Below are 23,176 nucleotides of genomic sequence, written 5' to 3' on the forward strand. Positions count from 1 at the left end.
ACTGCCAATGTAGGCGGCAGTCCATTTAACGTCACCCCGGTCACCGTCATCCTGAGCTTGGACCTAAGCCACACCAATTCCTTTATTATGGCAAACCCGCCCGTTATCGAGGCCAATGGCAGCGATACCTCGCAGATAATGTTATACCTGAGGGACAGCAACAATAACCCGGTCACCGGCCAGAACGTAACCTTTGACTCCACGCTCGGCACCGTGGGAGCGGAGGGGGATAACGGTAATATATATTTCGCTACCCTGACCGCCGGTACTGTCGCCGGTACCGCCACCATTACTGCCAATGTAGACGGCAGTCCATTTAACATCACCCCGGCCACCGTCATTCTCAACGGCGACAGCGGCGACCTGAGCACCGCCCACTCTACTCTGTTGGCAGCCCCACTCAATATCGAGGCCAATGGCAGTGACACCTCGGAGCTCACTCTCACCCTGAGGGATGGCAACAATAACCCGGTCACCGGTCAGACTGTAACCTTTGATACCTCGCTGGGCAGCGTGGGAACCCCCACTGAGAGTGGCAACGGCGTCTATACCGCCTCTCTGACCGCCGGTACTGTCTCCGGTGCGGCTACCATCACCGTCAATGTAGGCCGCAGTCCATTTAACATCCCCCCGGTCACCGTGACCTTATCTCCTGGTGTGATAGATATAATGAACTCGGTATTAACTGTGAGCACCGACAGTATTAATGCTGATGATCGCACTGGTGCTCTTATTACGTTTCTAGCCCGAGATGCACACAATAATAGTATTCCCGCTCTAGGTATCACGTTTACGACTGATCTGGTGGACAGTCAGATAACGAATATGAGTCATTCAGATGCTGGTTATACGGCGAATATTGATGGTACTAAAGTTGGCGTTGCGAATATTTCGGTACAGTCATCAGGTACAGAAATTGCGGGGCTCACCGAGACGGTAACAATAACGCCAGGGGCCTGGAACCAAGCACAGGAGCCACCTGTCGTGGCAATCACACAACCGATTGGTGAATGTTTCCAGATACCTAGTGGTATTTTTCAACGAAAAATTGTCCTCTTGGACTCGACGATAATATACGACAACTATGGCAACGAGACGACAGGGAATATTACTATGACTATGTTTGCTGGTAATGCGCTTACAACAAATTCTTCAACGATAACATTCTCTGCTTTACCTAACCACATAATGAACACCGGTATAACTAACAGGATTGTTCTTCATAATGATAATTTCAGTACTGAAGCGCTATGTAATGCTAATGGTGTTACACAGACAAATGTAACTCTTAATATAGTCAACCTTAGAGATAGCTTTGGCACATATCCTATAGGGTTAACCCTTATGTTAGGAACGGGATCATAATAAGGGGTTCTGTCACAATTGAACTGCCCCTAAAAAGTTGGATACCAACTAATTAAGGTGCATGGAAAGGGCCTGAGTTCTGTACGCTACCGGACTCAGGTCTTTTCGTTTTTGTTTGATCTAATAGTAATTGCCGTATTGCATCTATGCCTTAGTTGGTTCATCTCTCTTACATGGCAGCTTGGTAACTAAGTATTTTTAGTTTTGTTTTTAGCTTGATATGGGTAAGTTTACTGTCTCACGGACTTTATGCGAGGTATTAACATGAGATTACTCCCGACAATCCTACTTATTTCAACTCCAGCGCTGTCTATTTCTCATTCGATAGATGTGCCAGTACCTGCAATAGCGAAAGTATCGGAAGCTGCCTGTATTCGCAGTTATTCGGTGAAGGAACATATTGCATGTATAAAACTGGTGGACTCATCGATACTTAAAGCATATTGGGTTGGAAAGATGAGCAAATTTTGCAAGTCAAAACTCAATAAGCCTGCTGAAAAAAATAAGCAATGCAACAACATACTCATGCTTGCCGATGCATTAGATGATATTGGTAGCCGGTATCTTGAAGAGTAAATGCTGTTTCCTACGAAAATTAAGCCCCGAATTTGGGGGCTTCTGCCAGACGTTATCTTTGCTGTATTAAAACCTCATTGATAAGCCCGCAGTCACTAGAGAGACCGGCCATCAAATCACCCACATCATTGCAAACATAGTTTGCGGGAAAAATGCGTGGAACTAAAACCGTTATGCTTACACTGATTCGTCAGTCGGCTGGAAATTCGTTATCATCTGCTCCCACTCCCCATCCGGGTAACCTGATGCCTACGATTATCGATACCTTTATTGCCCCGCCGTGCCATGACAAGATAGAGACTCTCTATCAGGATGATCACCTGGTGCTTATCAATAAACCCGCTGGGCTGCTCAGCCTCTCGGGGAAAAATCCGCAAAATCTCGATTCGGTGCATCATCGGCTGGTACAAATATTCCCCGGCTGCACCCTGGTCCACCGTCTTGATTTCGGGACTTCCGGGCTGATGGTGATTGCCCGCAATAAGACGATAAATGCCGCCCTGTGCCAACAGTTCAGCCAGCGCACAGTGACCAAAGTGTACAGCGCACTGCTTTGCGGGCATCTGGACGACAACGAAGGGGTGATAGACGCAGCGATTGCCAAAGACCCGGCGCTGTTCCCGCTGATGTCGATTTGCGCAATCCACGGCAAGCCCGCTCGCTCCTGCTATCAGGTCGTTGAGCGTTTTTATCATGCGCTGGAAGACGGGACGCGACTACCATTGACGCGGGTACAGCTAACCCCAAAGACCGGGCGCACCCATCAACTACGCATTCACTGCCAGCAGTTGGGTCACCCTATTTGGGGCTGCGATCTGTATGGCGGTCACCTACTGCCAGGCACCGAACGGACGCCGCGGTTGATGCTGCACGCCAGTGAGTTGCATTTTGTTCATCCCATTAGCGAAGAGTGGATCAAAGCCCGTAATACTTGCCCGTTCTGAAAGCGAAAGTATCTATAGCAATGCCGCTGTGAAGACGCCCTGAGGGGCTTTTCATACATAGCATCTGCAATACGTTAATTACCACATCAAATCATCGGGCACTTTAAAATCGGCATACGGATCTTCTCCGTCTTGCTCTTCCTGACTAAGCGCACTATTTAATACAATACTGTTCGCATCTCGCTGCGCAATTTTATCGGCTACGCTCGCGGGGATAATAGCGTATTCACTCTCGCCACTGTTATCAACCACCAAACGAGCAATGGCGAGACGACCACTAATTAGCTGAGCTTGAGTAAGCTTATCCACAACTATTTTTTTAATTAAATTATTATCTGTGAAGTTAAAACCAATATCGCCTTTTGAAAGGTTGATTCTGTTCATTTCAATGAGCTGCTTCACCTGAGCTTTATATTCTTTAGATAAAGTAGCTTGTTTTTGCTGTTCGCTTAACTGTTTATCACGCTCGAATTGTGTTTTTTTATTTTCTTCCACCGCCTCTCTTGCCTCACGAGTCTGAACTCGGGATTTTTTAGCCGTTCTTTGGACTTTGGCCATTTTTTTGCTGGTCACTAATCCAGCTTTTAGCATCTGTTCTTGTAAGGTGAGTTTTGTCATCTTCGTTTTAAACCAGTTGAATAATTTGTGGGATTATACCTGTAATTTTTGAGGCTGTACCCGGTTACAGAACCTGAGCACCGTGTGGCTTGAGTTTGTAGGGGTCTATCAGAGGCTGGCGTGACCTGCTCTCGGGGTTAAACACAATACTCAGTTAATAATATCCGCTTCTGGCACGGAGTAGCCAGTCAGCAATGACTTTATTTTCTTCACTCAGCCTAGCCTGGTAACAATAGCGACTTTCGCGGGCGGTAACTAACTGACAGGTAAAACGAACACTGATATTGCAACATCTGGCTGCTTCCTGCACCATCCGCTTTCGATGCGCTGGCTTCAGCACTTTTTTGCCATGGCTTCCAGGGGGTGACCAGACGTTATCTTTGCGGTATTACCGTTAAAACCTCATTGATAAACCCGCAGTAAAGAGAGACCGGCCATCAAATCATCTGTTAATTAAGTTTACTCCCCCGTCAACTGTCAGCACCGCCGCCTTGGGTTTTTGACGCTCGTTCAACTGCCGTTATTTTTTTCCCCGTTCTTGCAACTTCATCCACATCATTGCAAACACAGTTTGCGGGAAACTTCCAATTTTTACCTATGTCAGTTTGCGGGCCGCTGGGCTAGTATATCGGCTGGAAAAAAACTTGATGAACGGTAACAACCAAATGACCTTTATCACGGCTGTTGTATCGTAATAACTCGCTGGACTCCTGTATTAACCGTAAAATTATGTGATATCTAACGATAATAATAAAAATCATAATTAACTTTAAATTCAATGGAATAGAAACATAATCACATGAATAATACTGATAAACTCGATTCCCACACCCCAATGATGCAGCAGTATCTAAAAACATAACATAAAACACTGATTTATAAATAATTTAAATGAAAACCATTAACGTCAGTCTACTGATGAGCTACACTTTGAGAGTGAATAAGCAATAGATTCATCTGTTGATAACAATCCTTTTATCCATTACGTTCAGAATGTAGATAGAATGGTTAGTTGGTCATTCATATGCAGGCTCCAACATAAAAGGCTGAGAATAGGTGGGTGGGAGAGAAAATAAAACTCTGCATTATAATCCAATCAATTATAATGCAATAAGAAGATAGAAAGTATAAAAGACATTCTAAAATGCCTTCTATGCTTAGTTCTGTAAAACTTAACTGCACAGAGTGCAGGATACATTATTGTTACTACTTAACTGCACAGAGTGCAGGATACATTACTGCTACTGCACAAAGTGCAAGATATTATCCCTTCATGATTACCATTCAATAATGAAAATTTAAATGAACACACATTCAGCGATACACAAGATTTAATACATTATTTAAATTATGTCAAATAAATTTAATGAAATAAATGATAACGGCAAAAGAAAACGTACGATAAAATAGTAAAAGGCAATATCTAAAAGTTATTTTTAAAATAAAAAAATGATTACACCCATATAAAATATGAATCATTCAGTTAAAATTAAACACCACGGAAGAGCGATATCAGCCCAACAATCTGAATATGAAGAAGCAAAGCTGCAACTTTCCTGTGACTCGAATTGATAGTTAATGAAACCAAGCATACCAAGGACTCAACTCGCTCCGATTCCCATCCACTGTATCCTTGAGGTATGATGGTGTATACATAGGGTTGATGCGTCATGTCGTTTGAAGATGTTAACTTACAAAAGATATAGGTAGCAATTAACAGCATGATTTTTAAGGGATAAACTCATTAATGAAGGTCATTGATTTTTTCTGCGGTTGTGGTGGGGCCAGTAAAGGTTTTGAGCTGGCGGGCTTTGATGTAGCCCTCGGAATCGACTTGGACAAAAGCGCGGCTGAAAGTTACAAAACTAACTTCCCCAACACTGCATTTATCCAAGATGATATCCTCAATATCAAAGCAAAACATATCGCGGAAAAGGTGCCAAGCTGGAAGGATTCCGATCTTATTTTTTGTGCCTGTGCTCCATGTCAGCCCTTCTCTTCACAAAACAAAAATCGTCACAGCGGTGACAAACGCAGATCATTGTTAAGTGAGACAAAAAGGTTTATCCGTGCATTTCGTCCTGCATACATTTTCATCGAAAATGTTCCAGGAATGCAAAGTGTTAAACTATCAGAAAATGGCCCGTTTGCCGATTTTTTACACTTCATTGAACGCTTTGATTACCAGTATGAATATCGAGCAATATCAAGTGAGTTCTACGGTGTTCCACAGCAGCGTAAACGATTGGTAGTTCTAGCTCGGTTAAAAGGTAAACCAGTGTTCCCTAACCATACTCACGGAGACAAGGAACACCCTTTTGCAACTGTCAGAGACTATATTAGTCAACTTCCACCTCTCCAAGCAGGTGAAACTGATCCTCGTGATCCCTTACATGCAGCGGCAGTGATTACCCAAAAAAATATTGAACGGTTGAAACACACTCCAGAAGGAGGAGACCGTCGTAACTGGCCCGAGGATTTGTGGCTTAAATGCCATAAAACTTATGACGGGCATACAGATGTATATGGAAGAATGAGTTGGGATGCTCCATGCAAAACTCTAACTACTAAATGTACGAGTATTTCTAATGGACGGTTTGGGCATCCAGACATAACACAGCATCGAGCCATTACGTTCCGCGAGGCTGCGTTGCTACAAACGTTTCCAAAAAACTTCCAATTCATTGGAAACCGAGTTTCCAAATCCAAGCAAATTGGAAATGCTGTCCCTGTATTGCTGGCACAATGCTTTGCGGAGGCTATATGGAAACAATATTACGAATAAATTAGGAGGGGTTAGTTGCGCTGACCCAACTCGACTGATGGCACAGATAAAAACGAAAGCCAGAGCGCTTGATATGCTTGGCAGACAACAAATTGCCGGCATCCCTACGGCTTTAAGTGAGCTTTTTAAAAATGCTCATGATGCTTATGCAGACAATGTTGAAGTAGACTACATCAGAAAAAAAAATCTGCTTATCCTTCGTGATGACGGTTTAGGGATGACAAAAGAGGAATTTGAAGAACGTTGGCTCACTATTGGGACTGATAGCAAACTGACCGATGAAGACAGCATTGGAATGCCAGATGTCGATTTGGCCAAAACTTCACGTCCTATTATGGGGGAAAAAGGGATTGGTCGATTGGCTATTGCGTCAATTGGTCCACAAGTATTGGTCATAACAAAGTCACGCAAAAATGCAACATATGGAAACATCGTTATAGCATTTGTAAATTGGACTTTATTCTCTCTACCCAAACTAAATCTTGAAGATATAAACATACCGATTATAGAACTTGGTAAAGATGAAGTTTTATGTAAAAAACATATTGAAACGCTTTTAAGCGATATACTGGATAATATAAAAAGCCTTGCTGGTAAAATATCGCAAAAAAAGATAGATCTTCTTGTTGAGCAAGTTTGTAAATTTGATTACGACCCAGAATATTGGGATTCAGCGCTCAATGATTTAGATCAAAGCCTTAACTTAAAACGAGAGCATTTATCTTTAAACGGTAATCACGGCGGGACGCATTTTATTATAGCCCCAGTCGAAGAAATATTGGCTGATGATATTGAAAGTTTTGCTGCGGCCAGACGAACAGACCAAGCATCCCGGTTAGAAAAATCGCTTCTTGGCTTTACCAATACAATGTATGAAAATGCACACCCACCAATTGTTGCTCGCTTTCGTGATCACACTTTATCAGGTGAATGCATCGACCGGATTAGTGAATCTGTTTTTTTCACAACAAGTGAATTCGCCATAGCTGACCATCATTTTCAAGGAACATTTAATGAATTCGGTCAATTTTCCGGCTTCCTAAAAGTCTATGGAGAAGAAAGAGAAATTGTCGTTTCTTGGCCAGATGGTGCTAACAAAGAGGTTCTTTGTGGGCCATTTGAACTTAATCTTGCTTATGTTCAGGGCGTGCAAAAAGACTCTAAAGTTCCACCGGATGTTTGGAAAGAGTTGAGAGATAAAACGGATAGAATAGGCGGATTATATATATACCGAGATGGAATACGTATATTACCATATGGTGATTCTGACGTGGATTTTCTAAGGATAGAGCAGCGTCGTTCTAAAAGTGCAAGTGACTATTTCTTCTCCTATCGCCGTATGTTTGGTGCAATAGAACTTACAAAAAATAATAATTCAGATTTAAAAGAAAAAGCCGGGCGTGAAGGTTTCATTGAAAATAAAGCCTATAAACAGCTAAAAGCCATTTTAGAAAATTTCTTCATTCAGATAGCAAGTGATTATTTTAATGATAAAGGGGATCAGTCCTCAACTTTCATTGAAAAAAGAGCCCGTCAGCAACGAGAGAATGAACTATTAAAAAAACGAGATGGATATAAAAATGCAAAGAGAAAGAAATTTTCTGAAGTTATAGCAAGTTTCTTTAAAAAATTTGACAATGGAGATTGGGATAAATCTATCCAAAGCATTGCAGATAAAGCAGATACTGCCCTAACCAATTTCGATCCTAAAAAGCAAGCAATTGATGACCTCGTTTTTAGTATCGAACAGATTAGAATTAACGAATTCGGCAGGATTATTAAGAACATTGACATTTCTAAACCCTCCGGAATTGGTCTTAATAAAGAATTGGCAGAACAATGGGATTCATATCAAGTAAAAAGCTCAGAATTGCTTAATAAAATAGAGCAGTTGAAACTAAAAATAAGCCATAAATTAGTAGAGTATGAAGATCATTATGGGGATCGAACAGGACTGCGTCGCCGTTTTAATGATTCTCTTATCCTTCAGGAAGAGAATCAACGCAAACAACTGAACGAAGCATACAATAAGGCGCAGAAAGTATTAGATGAGTTACAGCATCAATCACGGCAATTATTGAACAAGAGCAGAGAGCAAGCAAAATTACAGACAACTGATGCGTTCAAAGAATTTCACTCAACCAGCTTTCAAGGAATCACTACAGAACAACTTTTTCAGTTAAAAAATGACTTGGAAAATCGTATAGATAACTCATCGAAAGAAGTCATCCAAAGTATAAACCTTATAACTGAGCGTTTATTATCTGCGAAAGAAGGTAGTGAGCAAAATGCGACCTCCTCAACTGAGTTAATATCGATATTTGAAACAGAATATGAGCATCTGAAAGAACAAAATGAGCAAAACTTACAATTAGCCCAGCTGGGAATGGCATTAGGTGTTCTGGGGCATGAGTTCAACAACAACATTTTATCTATGCGACGAAGTCTCAATGAGATGCAACCATTTGCTGCTCGTAGTGAGCGATTCAAGACGATCTATGAAAGAGTACGCATTGGCTTTGAACACTTAGATGCTTATTTAAAAACACTTATGCCTTTAACCAGACGTATGGGTCGAAGACGCACCTTGATTACAGGAAAAGCTATTAGTGAGTTTATTACATCTGTATTTGAAGAGAGATTAGAAAAAGAAAATATAATAATAAAATTCACTTCCAGATTTTATAATCAAAGTGTCGTGACCTTCACATCTACTCTATACCCTGTCTTTATCAATATAGTTGATAATGCCATTCACTGGGTAGCACGAAGCACTGGAGAAAAAATTATCACTCTTGATGCAACCAAAAAAGGTTTTTTGATCAAGGACTCAGGTCCAGGAATTCCTACGATAGATCAGCATAATGTTTTTGAGTTTGGTTTTAGTCGACGTATCGGCGGCCAAGGCATGGGCCTATATATTGCCCAGCAAACATTAACGAGAGAGAATTTTGATATTATTTTAGAGCCTTATCAGCCAGATACCGGGGCTGTATTTAGGATCGAACCAACAAAAGAACAAGAGACAGAAACGGAGTAATATTGTGCAAACTGGTCCATTTTTTGAATCATCTAAAGACATCGTAAAGAATTTTTTAAACAGCGTAATTGCCGTTGATGATGGGTTATTTTTAGGAAAATCAAGAAGTAACCCTCGCACACAGAATCTTGCTGACACGGAGGGTGATTTAGATGGTTTTGACGCTCCAGAAAATGATACAGGGTTAGGTATATATAATGCCACTTCCCAAGTTACACACGAAAATCTACATATAATAGAAGAATCCCACCAACTTGATTACCAAAGCCTGTCACTTGCATTTGCTGAACATGGTATTAACTGTTGCGGTTTCATACCCGATGCCGAGCGTTTTGCAACAATAGATGTTGCATCTACTAAAATAATGGAAAGCTCCAGACGTGCAGATATAACTATATTAGACTGGAGTATGGATCATGATTTCAACAGTGAACCAGGGACACTCGCCAAGGCAAGTATAGAGAAAATAATAAATAATGATAAAGAACAACATGGTCGTTTACGACTCATTGTTATTTACACAGCAGAACCAAATGTAAACACTATAGCGAGAAGCATTAAAGATCACTTACATGTTCTTAGCGGTCCAGGCATAAAAGCTAAATTAGAATCAAGAAATATTACCTTTAAAAATCCCGATCTTGAATTTTGCCAAATAACTGTAATTAGAAAAGAAGAAACCATTTCTCAACTAAAAAACACTGTGATTGATTTATTCACCATGTTAACTATTGGGCTTCTATCTAACGCAACTTTATCTGCAATAGGTGAACTACGTGATAAGACACATCATATTTTACATACATTCAACAAAAATTTAGATCCAGCATACCTATCACACGTATTGGGGCTTTTATCTTCACCAGAGGTTAGAGAAAAAGCGCATGAAGTAGCTTTCGACTATGCAACGGAAATAATATCGGAAGAATTCAAATCAACTTTGCAAATAAGTCAAAAAATAAAAAACCATCTCGGATTAGAGAAACTTAAGCAATGGGCTGACCAAACAGGAAGGTTTGAACCAGACAACATGATTTGTATTAAAGTTGATAGAAATGAAGTCAGAATAACACCAGACAGAATGAAAAGATTATTGGAAGCATCGACTGAACCAGACTTAGCCACAATACTATCAGAGCCACCAGTCATTTGCACTACAGTTAATAAATTTAAAAAATCCAAAATACAGATCAATTTAACTGGAACAGATCACTTCCCACATGAACATTTAAGCTCAATTGAGTGTAAGAGAAGAGATATTATATCCTTAAAGCTCGAGGGCCATGCTCCAACTATAAAACAGGGCACTATAGTGCAAAAAGGAAATGGTTATTTTATTTGCATGCAACCTTTATGTGATACAGTCCGCATTCATGAGGATAGAAATTTTATTTTCTTAAAAATTGATAAAGTTGATAGCACTGGCGGATTCACTCATGTAATCAGAGATGCTAAAAATGGTTTCTTGAAATTCAATATTAAACCAGGAAGTAAAGACTTACATATTTTCACATTTAGCCCTGACAACGAAAGCAATACGATCAAAGCTGTAGTTGATCGTGATAAATACAAAATAAAATATAAGAAAGGTAGTAAAGAAAGCCATCTTATATGGCATGGGGAACTCAAAACGACGGTAGCTCAAGCAATTGCCAATAAATTAGCAGAACAATTATCCCGTATTGGCTTAGATACAAATGAATGGCTGCGTTTAAGCGCTACGACATAGCAAATTAAGCCAGTAGATTAAGCAAGGGCTAACTCAAAGAAGCTCCGCTTCTCTGAGTTGCCTTGCTTTTCTGCTCTATGATTGAAAAGGAAACATCAAGATAAAAAGACGTGTTCCAGTTAGATAATCCTATCATAAGTGGATACGCAACTTGCTCATTTAATTGACAATATAAATTTAAAGTCTAAAAATCACATGATTGAGCATTACATTAGATAATGTTATAAGTTGCCTTATGGCGATATTGCTCTTTTCATTTTGATCACTACCATGAGCAATTTCATTTCTTATGGTAATAAGATCTTCAAATAATTCAAAAAGTTTATTTTGCTCTTGTATACTTGAGCAGTCAGCTTCAATGATCCATTCACAAATAAATGAAATCATTTTCTTCTGATTTCCTGGCTTCTTACGCGATTTCTGAATTCCTTTAAGCTCCTCGAATTTGTCATTGTTTTGATGGAACAACATAAGAAAATCTTCGCAATAAAATAAGTTCTCAATAAGCTTATAGAAACACAAAAAACTTTCATCAAAGAAGCCTAAAAATTGATAATGGATGCCTTTCTGATAATATTTTTTGTATTGGACAGGAATTTTATCATATGTATCTTTTAAGGATATTAACCTATCTCTACGCAACAGCAATGGGTGTATAGGATTATGCCCAGCCGTTTTGATCCCTCCACCTGATTGCAATATTCTGAAATACAAGCCTTCTTCATTTAAGTATAAGTTTAATGATGAATGTGAATACTTTGCAAAATGGCCTGATAGCTCTATAAAAGATACTATCTCATCTTTGATTTTCTCTGCTCTTTCTTTAAAGTGACTTGTAAAATAGATTTGATTTACAACATTTTTGTCTAAGCTGTCATTCTCGTCATACCTGAAATTCAAATCTTTTTGGAATTTTTCATAATCTATTTCTTCATCTGAAAAAATAACTGTAATAATGTATTTTTCAGTAATATCTGAAAACTGATAATCAACATTTTTAATACTTATGGAGCTTATTTTTAAATGTTCAACTTTTATTTTCTCTTGAAAATTAAAAATTACTGTTGGAATTCTTAAAGAATCATCCATTGCCACTGACTTAGCTTTTTCCTTGTGAATTTTCCTATGTGCAACTGCATTAGCAAAACTAAACCCCGCATCAATATGAAAATCCAGTGTAAATGTAACATCTTTATTCCTCTCAGCCAGGAAAATATCCCAATCAATAAAACCAAGAGTTCTAATGCCATGTTTCATTTTGCGTGCCCCTCAACTTGTATAGCACCAAACATTTTTGATGCTCTCTAATAGTACATTCGCTTATTATTTAAAATCAAGTCACTAGCGATATTAACAAGACCTTCTTGACAAATAAATGAAATAGTAATAATGATGTGACTGAATGTTCAATTCCAGATATGAAAAGGAGTTCATATGGAAAAACAATTACCAATACCTCACATTGCCAAAAGTATCGCCCCCGTAATTAAACAATCCTCAATTCTTACTGATCTAATACCAGAAACACTTAGAACCCATTGTGTCAGTGTCCGGCTTAATAACGCAGAATTGAGCAAGCTGAACACTCTAAGAGGTAATTACGCAAAAGGTGAATGGTTACGTATGGCTTCGTTACAGAAGCTCCCTACTATTGTGCCTCCAATCAACCTAAGTGCCTGGAAGACCTTGGGGGAAATTAACCAGAAGTTGAACCGTATTGCTCTGCATATCGATAGCAAAAGTGAAGACAGCAAGCTTACCTATACAGAATTGTTCGCTGTTAAGCGGCAATTAGCAGAGCTTCGCCAGAACCTTCTAAGCGCTGACATATGGAGCAACCCCGATGAAGGGAATGCAGAAAATCAGACGTGGTAAAAGCTTCGTTGGTGTTGTTGTCTATGCATTAAAACAAGCATCTCATCATAAACAAGTTCCCTCCGTGATCGGTGGCAATATGATGGGAAGCTTTGCAGGAGATCTAATTGCAGAATTCAATACCACTAAAAAGCTTCGCCCAGAAGTAGAAAAAGCAGTGTGGCACAATTCGCTTCGGTTGCCTGAAGGTGAATCGCTGTCAAATGAACAATGGGTAATGTTCGCAGACGACTACATGCAACGCATGGGGTTCAATGACACTCATTTACGCTGCTATGTCCTACATGCTGACTCAGCAGGCCAACACATACACATTATCGCCAGTCGCATAAATCTCAGTAGCGGTAAGCTTTACCTGGGTAAGAATGAGAACTTAATCAGCACTCGCATCATCAGCGAGCTCGAAATTGCTCATGGTCTGACAGTGACCAAGGCAGCACCATCCCTCTCGAATGCACAACCGAAGCGGAAGAGAGTGTCCCGTAATGAGAAAATGCTATCTGAACGGACTGGGGAGCCTTCACCAAAAGAAGCTTTACAACAGATACTTGATAAAAGCTTGGCTGATAAGCCCGATTTAGAAACTTTTATCAAAAGAATCGGAGAAGCTCAGGTTTCCTGGACGGCGAACGTCTCAAAAACAGGAAAGATGAATGGATTTTCGTTCGAATATCAAAACATCGCATTTAAAGCCTCCCAGCTTGGAAAGATGTATTCATGGGCGAATCTTCAAAAGCTTCTCAACTACGAGCCTGAACGCGACAACTCGCTACTGTTGCATACCAGACCAGTTGTTCCTGTTCCTGCTCCTGCTCCTGCTCCTGCTCCTGCTCCTGCAAAAATGGTAATCAACACAGCCAGGGAAACGCTAACCATTTCTGAGAAAATAGCTTCTCTTTCTTCTTCCAGAACGGTGCCCCTTACCGTAACTGCTTCATCGAAGATGGTAGTTGAAGAAGATAAGCGGCAACGCATTATCAGTGCTGTCCTTGATTTGCAAAACTCACAAAGAAGGAGCAAAGCAAAACCTCCCCGCTTCATCTTATGGCTTACTTTGGTTAATCACCTGAAAAAATTCGGTTTTTATTTGATACATTCATTCCGGAAATTCAAGAGAGTGTTGAAAGTTCACACCTTAGATTTGTCTTTGCCAACTCACTTCCAGATGAACATTAAACGGCCTAAATAACAGAGGATTGCCTTTACGTGAAAAAAGGCATACTCGCTGCAAGGGTTAATGAATTGATTTCATGTGAAATTATTGATCGGTATAACAGATCGATAACCAATTGTTGATAGCCATAACCTATCAGAAGTTGCACATCGATCGGTACAAACGTTTTTACTAAAGCCCGCAAACCATCGAGAATTCATCAAGATATCTCCACTCCTGTTAAAGATTAAACAACTTGATGGATACGCAAATGACAACAGAAGTCAGTTTCAAAGAACCTTCTAAACCAACAATCTTCGTTATGAAACGGGTCTGGGTAGCATTAGCAATACCCGTAGTAATATTCTGCACCTTAGGTTCAGAAGCTGTCTCACAGTCATTCGTTGCATGGTTACTGGCAGGTGCCTTTATAATTTTTACGGCAATACCTAAGTATTTAGACAAACGTAAGAACCACGCCACCATTGATTATTTTAACGATAATGATGATGGTTATTACTATCACGAGTTTGACAAGACATCGTTGCTTATAGATTTAAATAAGAAAATTATAAAACTGAAAGAAAAAAATAAAGAGCAAACGTATCCCTTAAGTGATATTAAGACATGGCGTTACGATTTAACAAGCTCCGGTAAATTAATAGGAGTAGGAATTACGAACGGAATTATTGCTAAGTCACAGAATGATTCTAATAGATTAAAAGATGCAAAAATCTCTGGTTTTTTCATTTCAGTAAAAGATATTCAAAATCCCGAATGGCAGATTAAATTCTTCCCGAAAGAAGGTCGTTTTAGTGACGACAAAGGCTTCAGAGATACCGAGATCCAACTTAAAAGATGGATGCAAGTATTTGAACAAGTTCTGAACCAAGACTAAAACTTTTAAATAGAACAAGGACAGTATTATGAATAAAGTTATTATAGCATTTTTATCTATTACAATTTCCATTGTATCAGGGTGTTCATCTTCTGGTAATCAAGCCTTAAAAAATGAAAGTCAAGCTTCACTGCAAACGAAGCTTGTAAAAAATAAAACAACCAAGAGCGATGTTGTCAAAGCATTTGGTTCACCTACGTCTGTAACTTCAAAAAATGACGGTGGCGATATTTATCTATATGAAATGAACAATGGAAAAATAAACCCGTTGACTTATGTCCCTGTCGTTGGATTCTTCGCTGGTGATACAACTACAGAATCAAGAACACTATCTATAATATTCAATAAAAATGATACGGTTAGGACATGGAGTTTCTCCTCTGACAACAGAACGTTAGAAAACAGCATCGTTCATTGAAATGCTAAAGCCCCGTCTTTCAGAGGCGGGGATGATTGTTATCGTAATTTTCTGTAATGCTTGCCTGACATAACGACCTGACGCAATATCTCTCTCCTTTCATACTGCGCCTGCAGCTTTAAGTAAATTGCCTCTGTTTTAACATGATCACTCTCAATATAATCAACGAGGATATGTAGCTGTTCGAATATTTCTTTTTTGTTGACTAAATCCGTTGTGTCAGTATCAATAAGACATCTAAAGACTCTACCCACCATATTGAGTATATTGTCTATATTTTGATATGATTTATTATTAGATTCATTTAATACTTTATATTTCAGATAATATACGACGAAAATCAAGTAGAGTTTTTCAGTGAAAACCTCATAATCGCCTAAAAAATTTTTAGCGATATACTTATCAATAAGAAAAATTAACTTTTTTTCTGTTGAAAGATGTTTTCTTTTATTAGCCATAGGTTGCATCCTTGCATTATCATTTTCCCTTTACAATAAATTAATAACACATAAAACCAGTCTGTCAATAGAGGTAAGCCTTTGGTTGGAATATTTTCCAGCTTTTAACTATTCTGAACTTATGAATAGAGTATTGAAAACCAGTAGACATCGCACTCAATTATATGTTTTTTAGATCAATTAATATTTATGCTATTCATCCCTGAAGCAACCCTTATGTTTATCTCTGCTTCTTTCTATTTTTCTTAAAAAAGTAAAAATTGCCCAGAATGATTTCATTGAAAATTAATTTAATATCATCACGATACTTGATTAAAACCCAACACCTCTGGAAACTTTCTGACCAGATGGCTACGCCCAGGCTACCGTCCCTGGAACGCTAATACAATGCACATTGATATTATCGGGCAAAACCCCTTACCCGCTTTCTCGCAGCGCCACTGAGTGCCCACAGCACTCATTCGCTGAAACAACCAGGGTTTTCCTGATGTTTTCCGGCGTATGCCGGTTTACATAGCCAGAAAATACAATAATCCCTCCTTCGTTTGGTGCCATAAATTTTCTGTTAAAAATGCATTCTTACTGACTGTTCCATGGGCACCTTTGTAGGGCTTATTATTCCCAGTGACATTCAACACGAAACGTCAAAACAATATTATTACGCTAACAAGAAGCCCATAAGCGCAACACAGACGTTGCGCAGGTTTCATTATCTCTGCACACAAGAGTAAAACGAGTAAAGTGTTACGTATAATCTGGTCATACACCCCAACATTTTAGCGCTCAGGAGCGAAGCTCTGGTTTCTTATTTCTTTATTTATCTTTTATCTTGCGTGAACAGACAGAAATAAAACTATATAAATCATAAAATTATATTCAATTCAGGGTAATAAATTTCATGCAAAAAAATTATTTATTGCATAACTCTCAATATAAAACCCACCACCCATAGTAATACATATAATAATATTCATATCGGCATGAATAAAATATTTTGTTTTTTATGAAATATATTTGACATTTTATTTAAATATGCAATATATATTATCAGACCAACAACAAAAAGGAAATATTATGATAAATACAAATTTAACTATAACAAAAGAACAAAAATACGCAATTGCTAAAGCGTTAGATGTCACAGTAGATGAATTGGAAGAAATTACAATAAGAGCCAGTACGAAGAAGAAAACTTCTTTTAAAGATGATTTTTCCGTGGTATTTAAAACGAATATTGGAACGCTGGCAAAAATGAAGCTAACTCCTACTTCTTTCAGAATCACTATCTATCTCTTCTCTATTCTTGACTATGGTAATATCCTTGTCAATTTTTCCCAATCGAGAATAGCAGAAGATTTAGGATTACATAAATCTAATGTATCCAGAGCTTTTAAAGAGCTATTTGATAATAAAATATTAATCCGTGATACAGAAGGTGGTCATGTTTATTTGAACTCCAATTTATGTGTAAAAGGGATTCCTCATAAATTCATTGAAGAACAAATGGATAAGTTTAAGAAATCAAAAGTAGAAACCGAGGATTTTAATAATTCATTTAATATTTATAGTGCAAAAAGAAAATCGGATAAACCATTAGTTAGTCAAAAGGAAGATAAAAAAATGTTTTTTGGAAGGGATGACATTCCCTTTTAAGAAGAACACTTGGGTCACACTTTAATTAGGGTGACCTTATCGATTTGTAGTAAAAAAAATTATATAACATGGTGATTTATCTTTTTATGACAAAACAATTCTTTCAAATTTAATCATAGTTTCATTAAGTTGTGATACATATGCTTTCTTACGCAGCCTAATTTTTTGGTGTCAATTACAACTTCAAATTCACGTGATTGTTGTGAAAATAACACATGCTCTCTACGATAAGTTGCCTCCAAAACAACTCGCTTTTTATCATTAAACCATTTTTTATCTGAGTAATGTGTATGTGCAAAAGCTTTTGCTATTTCCAATGATGTTGTCCAGGCTTGGCCGAAGCTTCTATTTTCATATTCAGTAATATCACAACCACGATAAATAGTTAATATTTCATCCAGGGTATCATTACCGTTGGGTTTCATGACTTCAGTAAGAACCATTTTAGGATGCCAGTCTTCATTTTCCTGATATATATATAGATCTTGCAAACCACCAGATGAATAGCGTAAAAAAGATAGTCTTAGAGTATCAAATACCTCTTTCACTTCATTATTTTTAAATGATTTTATTAGATTGCCATAGAGACTATTTATAGCCTCTTTAGAATTATTGCCTCCGTTATATCTTTCTTTTCTGATTATATCTATAGACTTTGATATTGTATCAGCAGCCATTGATTTAAAATATTTAAAAGGAGATTCCTCAAATTTTAGCTCAATGGAGTCAACAACAATTTTCATATCGTTTTTCAAGAACTCATAATCTGAATAATTAAACATTCTATTTACTCCTACATGAACAAAAAATTATATTATTGATTAATGTCAATAAATAATTACAACGGATTGATATAGATTATCAATCCATACTTCTGTTAATACGTAGAATTGTTAATGTGATATCTTGATAAGGGCAATATTCTTTTCAGACTTGCGTTAAAAATTTCATGCCCAATAATAGATATGAACGATTTCTACTAAGGATTAGTTCAATTATCGAAACTCATCCTTAAGAATATATTTGTCCTGCACCGACTGACAAGCCTGCACAAGCTCACCTAAAATACCAATAAACAGATCATTCCATTTCTGTCTTGCTTGTGTGTGATTCCATTCCTCAAATAAGGCCTCTTCAATAGAGATCCAAATAACTTTTGCACGTGAGGTGTTTAACAGTTCTTTAAAAACTTCATTAGAAATAGTAAGGGCATGGGAGTATATTTTTTCATCAACACACCAGAACGGTTGTGGAGCGGTAAAGTCAATTAAAGAACTAAAAGCTAATCCACGAACCTGCGCAGCCTGCATTGTGCTTTTAACCTTATGACTATCCCGCCAGGTTCTCAAATCGCCTAAAAGGTAATTTACGCGTTGGTTTCTTGCCTTACTATCTTCTGCTTGATATTGGATATAGGAAGGACCTTCACCATTCTGACGATAACGAGCTAATGTTTTGATACTTACACCAAGATACAGAGCGGAGAGTTCAGCAGAGAGTGTTGTGTCATCAGGCATATCACCAAACAAGCGCCAGACTTCAGAGAGCTCCCTTAATGTTTCGATAACACTCATTGTCTGTTCTCCTGGTTTGTTAGTAATGGTGGATATTTCGCCGAAGCCAAAAGGGTATTATACAGCTCTGGTGCAACCATCAGCATATGAAGCTCAATCCTTTGAAGTGCCTCAAAAATTCGCTCATTATCAGGCACAGCATACCTTTCGGTAGGGTCGGTTGTATTGCGGTGATTAAGTAATCTTTTCACGACCGCATAGGAAGTGAGTTCTTCTGCAACTCGGCCAAAGGTTCTCCTCAGATCGTGCATTCCCAGCTTCATAATCCCCGCCTCTTGGCAGAGATTTTCGCGCAAACTTTTACTGTCTGAATAGTGGCCAACCTTACTCCTTGGTGATCGTGCAGGAAAAACCCATTTTCGCTTGTCCAAGCGAGTTTCAGTATCAGCGACAATATCAAACCTATCTTCAAGGATACGCTTCACCCCATCACATATAGGAAGCTCGTGGTCGTTACGGTTTTTCGTGTCGTAATATCGAATTGTTCTATTTTTCAGATCCACATAGCTGGTCGTTCTGGCTTCTTCATCTGTAAGAGCCTCTCTCCAACATAGTGAAGCTGTTTCTTCTTTTCTGGTTCCTGTCAGAACGGTCAACAGCAAATAATCACAACCGAGGCGGTTGAAGCTTCGCTTGTTGTGCAATGCAATTAAAAACCGCCCCAGGGTATCTTTTGGTGACAAAGGGTTTCGAACACCTTTCGCACGATAGCTATCTTCCAGTTCAGATCTTGTCCTGAACTTCTTCTGCACCTTTAAAATCGAAAATGGGTTATAGGATAAGGAAGGTTGCCTTTGCTGTGTCTGAGCATTTCCTGCTTCGATTTCAATCGCATGTTTAACAGCGACATTAGCCCAACGGAAAGTTTGTTCAGCGGCTGTTCTTGCTCTGCTGGCGATCTCGTCAAACTTACGAAGAATTTCATTGCCTGTTAAATCTTTTACCCGTAGGTTTTGCCACTCTTTTAAACGATTTTCAGCTTTGTCCAAGACATTGAGCGTGTTGGGTTTAGCTGGTTTCGTTCTGCCAAGTAAATGCTTCCGATATTGGGCAAAAGCTTCACTCACGGTAAGTTCAGCCAAATCGAGTTCCCGCTTAATCTTGTTGGGATTTCTCTTTGTTGCGATCATTGTCTGAACTAATTGTCGAGCGGCTTCCCTTGCCTCATCAATACTTGGAAAATCCGACACATTTCCAACCTTTACCTTCAAGACAGAACTTGGCTTCTTACCCGCACTGACGTTACGATCTGACGAGGATACTCTTCGCTGGATTAGGTACGTTTTTTTAGTCACACTGATCTTCACTCCGAAACCGACTGGTGAATCACGGTGATCATCAAAAACGATGTAAGGTTTCTGTTGTGGGTTGGGTTCGAAAACAACTTTACCAGAGCTACTTAGCTCTGGCTTAAAATTGACATTTAACTTGTTGATTATGAATGACTGACTGAGAGTTGTTTTCAAAGCATCACCACCATTTGTAGCCCAGAGAAAGAGTAAAACCAATTTATCACGCATTGGGCTACAAGTGAGCTACAAATTAATGGGTTTATGTGAGTTTAAAGAGGTTTCACTTGAGGCCACATGAGCACTCTAAAGATTTAAAAAACGAGTAAAATCAATATGAATGAGTCTTTTGACAAGGATCTACCAGGCCATACCCCGATGATGCAGCAATATCTGCGGCTTAAAGCCCAGCATCCTGACATTCTCTTATTCTACCGGATGGGGGATTTTTATGAGTTGTTCTACAGCGATGCCAAGCGGGCATCACAGTTGCTGGATATCTCACTGACTAAACGTGGTGCTTCTGCCGGGGAACCTATCCCTATGGCCGGTGTTCCTTATCATTCGATAGAAAACTATCTGGCGAAGCTGGTTCAATTGGGTGAGTCAGCCGCTATCTGTGAGCAAATCGGTGATCCCGCCACCAGCAAAGGGCCGGTTGAGCGTAAAGTCGTGCGTATCGTAACACCCGGTACAATCAGTGATGAGGCGCTGCTGCAAGAACGGCAAGATAATCTCCTCGCTGCTATCTGGCAGGATGCGCGTGGATTTGGCTATGCTACGTTGGATATCAGCTCTGGTCGCTTTAGGGTTGCGGAACCGGCTGATATTGAAACCATGGCTGCCGAGTTGCAGCGTACCAACCCCGCAGAGTTACTTTATCCAGAAAACTTCGAGCACATGTCGTTGATAGAACAGCGACATGGCTTACGCCGCCGCCCACTATGGGAGTTTGAGCTAGAAACGGCTAAGCAACAGCTTAATCTGCAATTCGGTACCCGTGATTTAATCGGTTTTGGGGTTGAACAAGCCCATCAGGCATTAAGAGCTGCTGGCTGCCTGCTGCAATATGTCAAAGATACCCAGCGCACCTCTCTGCCTCATATCCGTGGTTTGACCATGGAGCGCCAGCAAGATGGCATTGTGATGGATGCGGCCACCCGCCGTAATCTTGAACTGACACAAAATTTATCCGGCGGTACTGAAAATACCTTAGCCGCTATCCTCGATTGCAGCGTAACCGCGATGGGCAGCCGTATGCTGAAACGCTGGCTCCATATGCCAATCCGCGATATCAAGGTATTGACGGATCGCCAACAAGCAATTGGCGGCCTACAAGATATTACGGCTGAACTGCAAATACCGTTGCGTCAAGTCGGCGACTTAGAACGTATTCTGGCACGCCTGGCGTTACGTACTGCCCGCCCAAGAGATTTAGCCCGGATGCGCCATGCCTTCCAGCAATTGCCGGAAATTCATCGTTTACTGCAACCGGTTAATACCCCCCATGTACAAAACTTGCGGTCACAAGTCGGTCAGTTTGATGAATTGCAGGATCTGCTGGAACGCGCGATTGTTGAAGCACCGCCAGTATTGGTGCGCGATGGTGGCGTAATTGCATCGGGTTATAATGCTGAGTTAGATGAATGGCGAGCACTGGCTGATGGTGCCACCGATTATCTGGATCGGCTGGAAATCCGTGAACGCGAAAAACTGGGTCTGGATACACTAAAAGTCGGTTTTAATGGCGTCCACGGTTATTACATTCAGGTTAGCCGTGGTCAGAGCCATTTGGTTCCTATCCATTACGTGCGCAGACAAACGCTGAAAAATGCCGAGCGTTACATCATCCCAGAACTGAAAGAGTATGAAGACAAAGTTCTGACCTCTAAAGGCAAAGCATTGGCGATTGAAAAAGGCTTATATGAAGAGATTTTTGACCTTCTATTGCCACATCTGCCTGAATTGCAAATCAGTGCCAACGCACTAGCCGAACTGGATGTATTAGCGAATCTGGCTGAAAGAGCAGAAACCCTCAATTACAACTGCCCAGTTCTGAGTGATAAACCGGGGATCAAAATTACCGGTGGCCGTCATCCAGTCGTTGAACAAGTGCTCAGTGAACCTTTCATTTCTAATCCACTGACGTTATCACCTCAACGGCGCATGCTGATCATTACCGGCCCGAATATGGGGGGTAAAAGTACCTATATGCGCCAAACGGCATTGATCGTGCTACTGGCACATCTGGGGAGCTATGTTCCGGCGGATCACGCTACCATTGGCCCGGTTGATCGCATATTTACCCGCGTCGGTGCGGCGGACGATCTGGCATCAGGCCGTTCTACCTTCATGGTAGAAATGACGGAAACGGCTAATATACTGCATAATGCCACGGAACAAAGCCTGGTGCTGATGGATGAGATTGGTCGCGGTACATCTACTTATGACGGTCTGTCACTGGCTTGGGCTTGTGCTGAAAATCTGGCTAGCCGTATTAAAGCGATGACGCTGTTTGCCACCCATTACTTTGAGTTGACGACGCTGCCGGAGAAAATGGAAGGTGTGGTTAATGTTCATCTTGATGCCCTGGAACATGGCGAGACTATCGCCTTCATGCATAGCGTACAAGATGGCGCAGCCAGTAAAAGTTATGGTTTGGCGGTTGCCGCCTTGGCTGGTGTGCCACGTGATGTTATTAAGCGGGCGCGGCAAAAACTGAAAGAGTTGGAATCACTGTCTAATAATGCTGCGACAAGCAAAATTGATGGCTCACAACTGACATTGTTAAACGAAGAGAC

General features: G+C 39.9%; 18 protein-coding genes. 12 read left to right on the plus strand and 6 right to left on the minus strand.

The genetic code is table 11. The features are described 5' to 3' along the window. The 3 genes from AEP37_RS11120 to AEP37_RS11130 form a co-directional block, all read left to right on the plus strand. A partial coding sequence (locus tag AEP37_RS11120; protein ID WP_049613319.1) for an Ig-like domain-containing protein occupies window positions 1-1,365 on the plus strand: 1,365 nt, incomplete at its 5' end. Window positions 1,366-1,629: 264 nt separating this feature from the next. After that, the gene (locus AEP37_RS11125) at window positions 1,630-1,941 is read left to right on the plus strand and encodes a hypothetical protein (protein WP_049613321.1); all 312 of its coding nucleotides are present in this window, start codon (window positions 1,630-1,632) and stop codon (window positions 1,939-1,941) included. A 245-nt stretch (window positions 1,942-2,186) separates the two neighbouring features. Continuing rightward, entirely contained in the window at window positions 2,187-2,885 is a 699-nt protein-coding gene (locus AEP37_RS11130; protein ID WP_049613322.1) for an RluA family pseudouridine synthase, read from the plus strand. A 78-nt stretch (window positions 2,886-2,963) separates the two neighbouring features. Here AEP37_RS11130 and AEP37_RS11135 read toward each other — a convergent pair whose 3' ends face one another. Next, on the minus strand, window positions 2,964-3,503 hold the full coding sequence (locus AEP37_RS11135; protein WP_049613324.1) for a DUF2058 domain-containing protein: 540 nt from the start codon (window positions 3,501-3,503) through the stop codon (window positions 2,964-2,966). 1,747 nt (window positions 3,504-5,250) lie between these two features. On the opposite strand from AEP37_RS11135, the gene AEP37_RS11140 reads away from it, so the two are divergent. Genes AEP37_RS11140 through AEP37_RS11150 form a run of 3 tightly spaced genes read left to right on the plus strand, consistent with a single transcriptional unit; the run spans window position 5,251 to window position 11,057 of the window. Then, a complete protein-coding gene (locus tag AEP37_RS11140; RefSeq protein WP_049613325.1) occupies window positions 5,251-6,288 on the plus strand; it encodes a DNA cytosine methyltransferase in 1,038 nt (345 codons plus the stop codon). A 37-nt stretch (window positions 6,289-6,325) separates the two neighbouring features. After that, complete coding sequence (locus tag AEP37_RS11145; RefSeq protein WP_049613327.1) at window positions 6,326-9,328, plus strand: ATP-binding protein; 3,003 nt, start codon at window positions 6,326-6,328, stop codon at window positions 9,326-9,328. 4 nt (window positions 9,329-9,332) lie between these two features. Then, on the plus strand, window positions 9,333-11,057 hold the full coding sequence (locus AEP37_RS11150; RefSeq protein ID WP_235801323.1) for a response regulator receiver domain: 1,725 nt from the start codon (window positions 9,333-9,335) through the stop codon (window positions 11,055-11,057). A gap of 177 nt (window positions 11,058-11,234) precedes the next feature. On the opposite strand, the gene AEP37_RS11155 is transcribed toward AEP37_RS11150, so the two are convergent. Further along, window positions 11,235-12,314, minus strand: a complete 1,080-nt coding sequence (locus AEP37_RS11155) for a hypothetical protein (protein ID WP_049613328.1) — start codon at window positions 12,312-12,314, stop codon at window positions 11,235-11,237. A gap of 177 nt (window positions 12,315-12,491) precedes the next feature. On the opposite strand from AEP37_RS11155, the gene AEP37_RS11160 reads away from it, so the two are divergent. The 4 genes from AEP37_RS11160 to AEP37_RS11175 all read left to right on the plus strand — a co-directional run bounded on the left by AEP37_RS11160 (window position 12,492) and on the right by AEP37_RS11175 (window position 15,401). Then, the gene (locus AEP37_RS11160) at window positions 12,492-12,932 is read left to right on the plus strand and encodes a hypothetical protein (RefSeq protein ID WP_049613330.1); all 441 of its coding nucleotides are present in this window, start codon (window positions 12,492-12,494) and stop codon (window positions 12,930-12,932) included. Further along, complete coding sequence (locus AEP37_RS11165) at window positions 12,901-14,121, plus strand: relaxase/mobilization nuclease domain-containing protein (protein WP_049613332.1); 1,221 nt, start codon at window positions 12,901-12,903, stop codon at window positions 14,119-14,121. The genes AEP37_RS11160 and AEP37_RS11165 overlap by 32 nt, the downstream gene beginning before the upstream one ends. A gap of 235 nt (window positions 14,122-14,356) precedes the next feature. Next, complete coding sequence (locus AEP37_RS25640; protein WP_049613334.1) at window positions 14,357-14,983, plus strand: DUF4755 domain-containing protein; 627 nt, start codon at window positions 14,357-14,359, stop codon at window positions 14,981-14,983. A gap of 28 nt (window positions 14,984-15,011) precedes the next feature. Further along, window positions 15,012-15,401, plus strand: coding sequence for an outer membrane protein assembly factor BamE (locus AEP37_RS11175; RefSeq protein ID WP_049613336.1), 390 nt, complete (start codon window positions 15,012-15,014; stop codon window positions 15,399-15,401). Window positions 15,402-15,439: 38 nt separating this feature from the next. Here AEP37_RS11175 and AEP37_RS11180 read toward each other — a convergent pair whose 3' ends face one another. Then, complete coding sequence (locus AEP37_RS11180; protein ID WP_049613338.1) at window positions 15,440-15,859, minus strand: hypothetical protein; 420 nt, start codon at window positions 15,857-15,859, stop codon at window positions 15,440-15,442. Window positions 15,860-16,933: 1,074 nt separating this feature from the next. Here AEP37_RS11180 and AEP37_RS11185 point away from each other — a divergent pair. Further along, window positions 16,934-17,512: a helix-turn-helix domain-containing protein gene (locus AEP37_RS11185; protein ID WP_049613340.1), complete on the plus strand. Its 579-nt coding sequence runs from the start codon at window positions 16,934-16,936 to the stop codon at window positions 17,510-17,512. A 113-nt stretch (window positions 17,513-17,625) separates the two neighbouring features. Here AEP37_RS11185 and AEP37_RS11190 read toward each other — a convergent pair whose 3' ends face one another. The 3 genes from AEP37_RS11190 to AEP37_RS11200 all read right to left on the minus strand — a co-directional run bounded on the left by AEP37_RS11190 (window position 17,626) and on the right by AEP37_RS11200 (window position 20,552). Then, window positions 17,626-18,294: a hypothetical protein gene (locus tag AEP37_RS11190; protein WP_049613342.1), complete on the minus strand. Its 669-nt coding sequence runs from the start codon at window positions 18,292-18,294 to the stop codon at window positions 17,626-17,628. A 213-nt stretch (window positions 18,295-18,507) separates the two neighbouring features. Continuing rightward, entirely contained in the window at window positions 18,508-19,086 is a 579-nt protein-coding gene (locus AEP37_RS11195; RefSeq protein ID WP_049613344.1) for a hypothetical protein, read from the minus strand. Continuing rightward, the gene (locus tag AEP37_RS11200; protein WP_049613433.1) at window positions 19,083-20,552 is read right to left on the minus strand and encodes a tyrosine-type recombinase/integrase; all 1,470 of its coding nucleotides are present in this window, start codon (window positions 20,550-20,552) and stop codon (window positions 19,083-19,085) included. The genes AEP37_RS11195 and AEP37_RS11200 overlap by 4 nt, the downstream gene beginning before the upstream one ends. 159 nt (window positions 20,553-20,711) lie before the next feature. Between AEP37_RS11200 and mutS the strand changes: the two genes are divergently transcribed. Then, on the plus strand, window positions 20,712-23,176 hold a 2,465-nt coding region (gene mutS, locus AEP37_RS11205), incomplete at its 3' end, for a DNA mismatch repair protein MutS (protein ID WP_049613346.1).

The sequence above is a fragment of the Yersinia pekkanenii genome (assembly GCF_001152565.1).
GTDB classification, from domain to species: Bacteria; Pseudomonadota; Gammaproteobacteria; order Enterobacterales; family Enterobacteriaceae; genus Yersinia; species Yersinia pekkanenii.

What these genes read in the sequence shown, in the direction of transcription:
- AEP37_RS11125 (WP_049613321.1), top strand. Translation starts at nt 1,630, where the DNA reads ATGAGATTACTCCCGACAATCCTACTTATTTCAACTCCAGCGCTGTCT.
- AEP37_RS11130 (WP_049613322.1), top strand. Translation starts at nt 2,187, where the DNA reads ATGCCTACGATTATCGATACCTTTATTGCCCCGCCGTGCCATGACAAG.
- AEP37_RS11135 (WP_049613324.1), bottom strand. Translation starts at nt 3,503, where the DNA reads ATGACAAAACTCACCTTACAAGAACAGATGCTAAAAGCTGGATTAGTG.
- AEP37_RS11140 (WP_049613325.1), top strand. Translation starts at nt 5,251, where the DNA reads ATGAAGGTCATTGATTTTTTCTGCGGTTGTGGTGGGGCCAGTAAAGGT.
- AEP37_RS11145 (WP_049613327.1), top strand. Translation starts at nt 6,326, where the DNA reads ATGGCACAGATAAAAACGAAAGCCAGAGCGCTTGATATGCTTGGCAGA.
- AEP37_RS11155 (WP_049613328.1), bottom strand. Translation starts at nt 12,314, where the DNA reads ATGAAACATGGCATTAGAACTCTTGGTTTTATTGATTGGGATATTTTC.
- AEP37_RS11160 (WP_049613330.1), top strand. Translation starts at nt 12,492, where the DNA reads ATGGAAAAACAATTACCAATACCTCACATTGCCAAAAGTATCGCCCCC.
- AEP37_RS11165 (WP_049613332.1), top strand. Translation starts at nt 12,901, where the DNA reads ATGAAGGGAATGCAGAAAATCAGACGTGGTAAAAGCTTCGTTGGTGTT.
- AEP37_RS25640 (WP_049613334.1), top strand. Translation starts at nt 14,357, where the DNA reads ATGACAACAGAAGTCAGTTTCAAAGAACCTTCTAAACCAACAATCTTC.
- AEP37_RS11175 (WP_049613336.1), top strand. Translation starts at nt 15,012, where the DNA reads ATGAATAAAGTTATTATAGCATTTTTATCTATTACAATTTCCATTGTA.
- AEP37_RS11180 (WP_049613338.1), bottom strand. Translation starts at nt 15,859, where the DNA reads ATGGCTAATAAAAGAAAACATCTTTCAACAGAAAAAAAGTTAATTTTT.
- AEP37_RS11185 (WP_049613340.1), top strand. Translation starts at nt 16,934, where the DNA reads ATGATAAATACAAATTTAACTATAACAAAAGAACAAAAATACGCAATT.
- AEP37_RS11190 (WP_049613342.1), bottom strand. Translation starts at nt 18,294, where the DNA reads ATGTTTAATTATTCAGATTATGAGTTCTTGAAAAACGATATGAAAATT.
- AEP37_RS11195 (WP_049613344.1), bottom strand. Translation starts at nt 19,086, where the DNA reads ATGAGTGTTATCGAAACATTAAGGGAGCTCTCTGAAGTCTGGCGCTTG.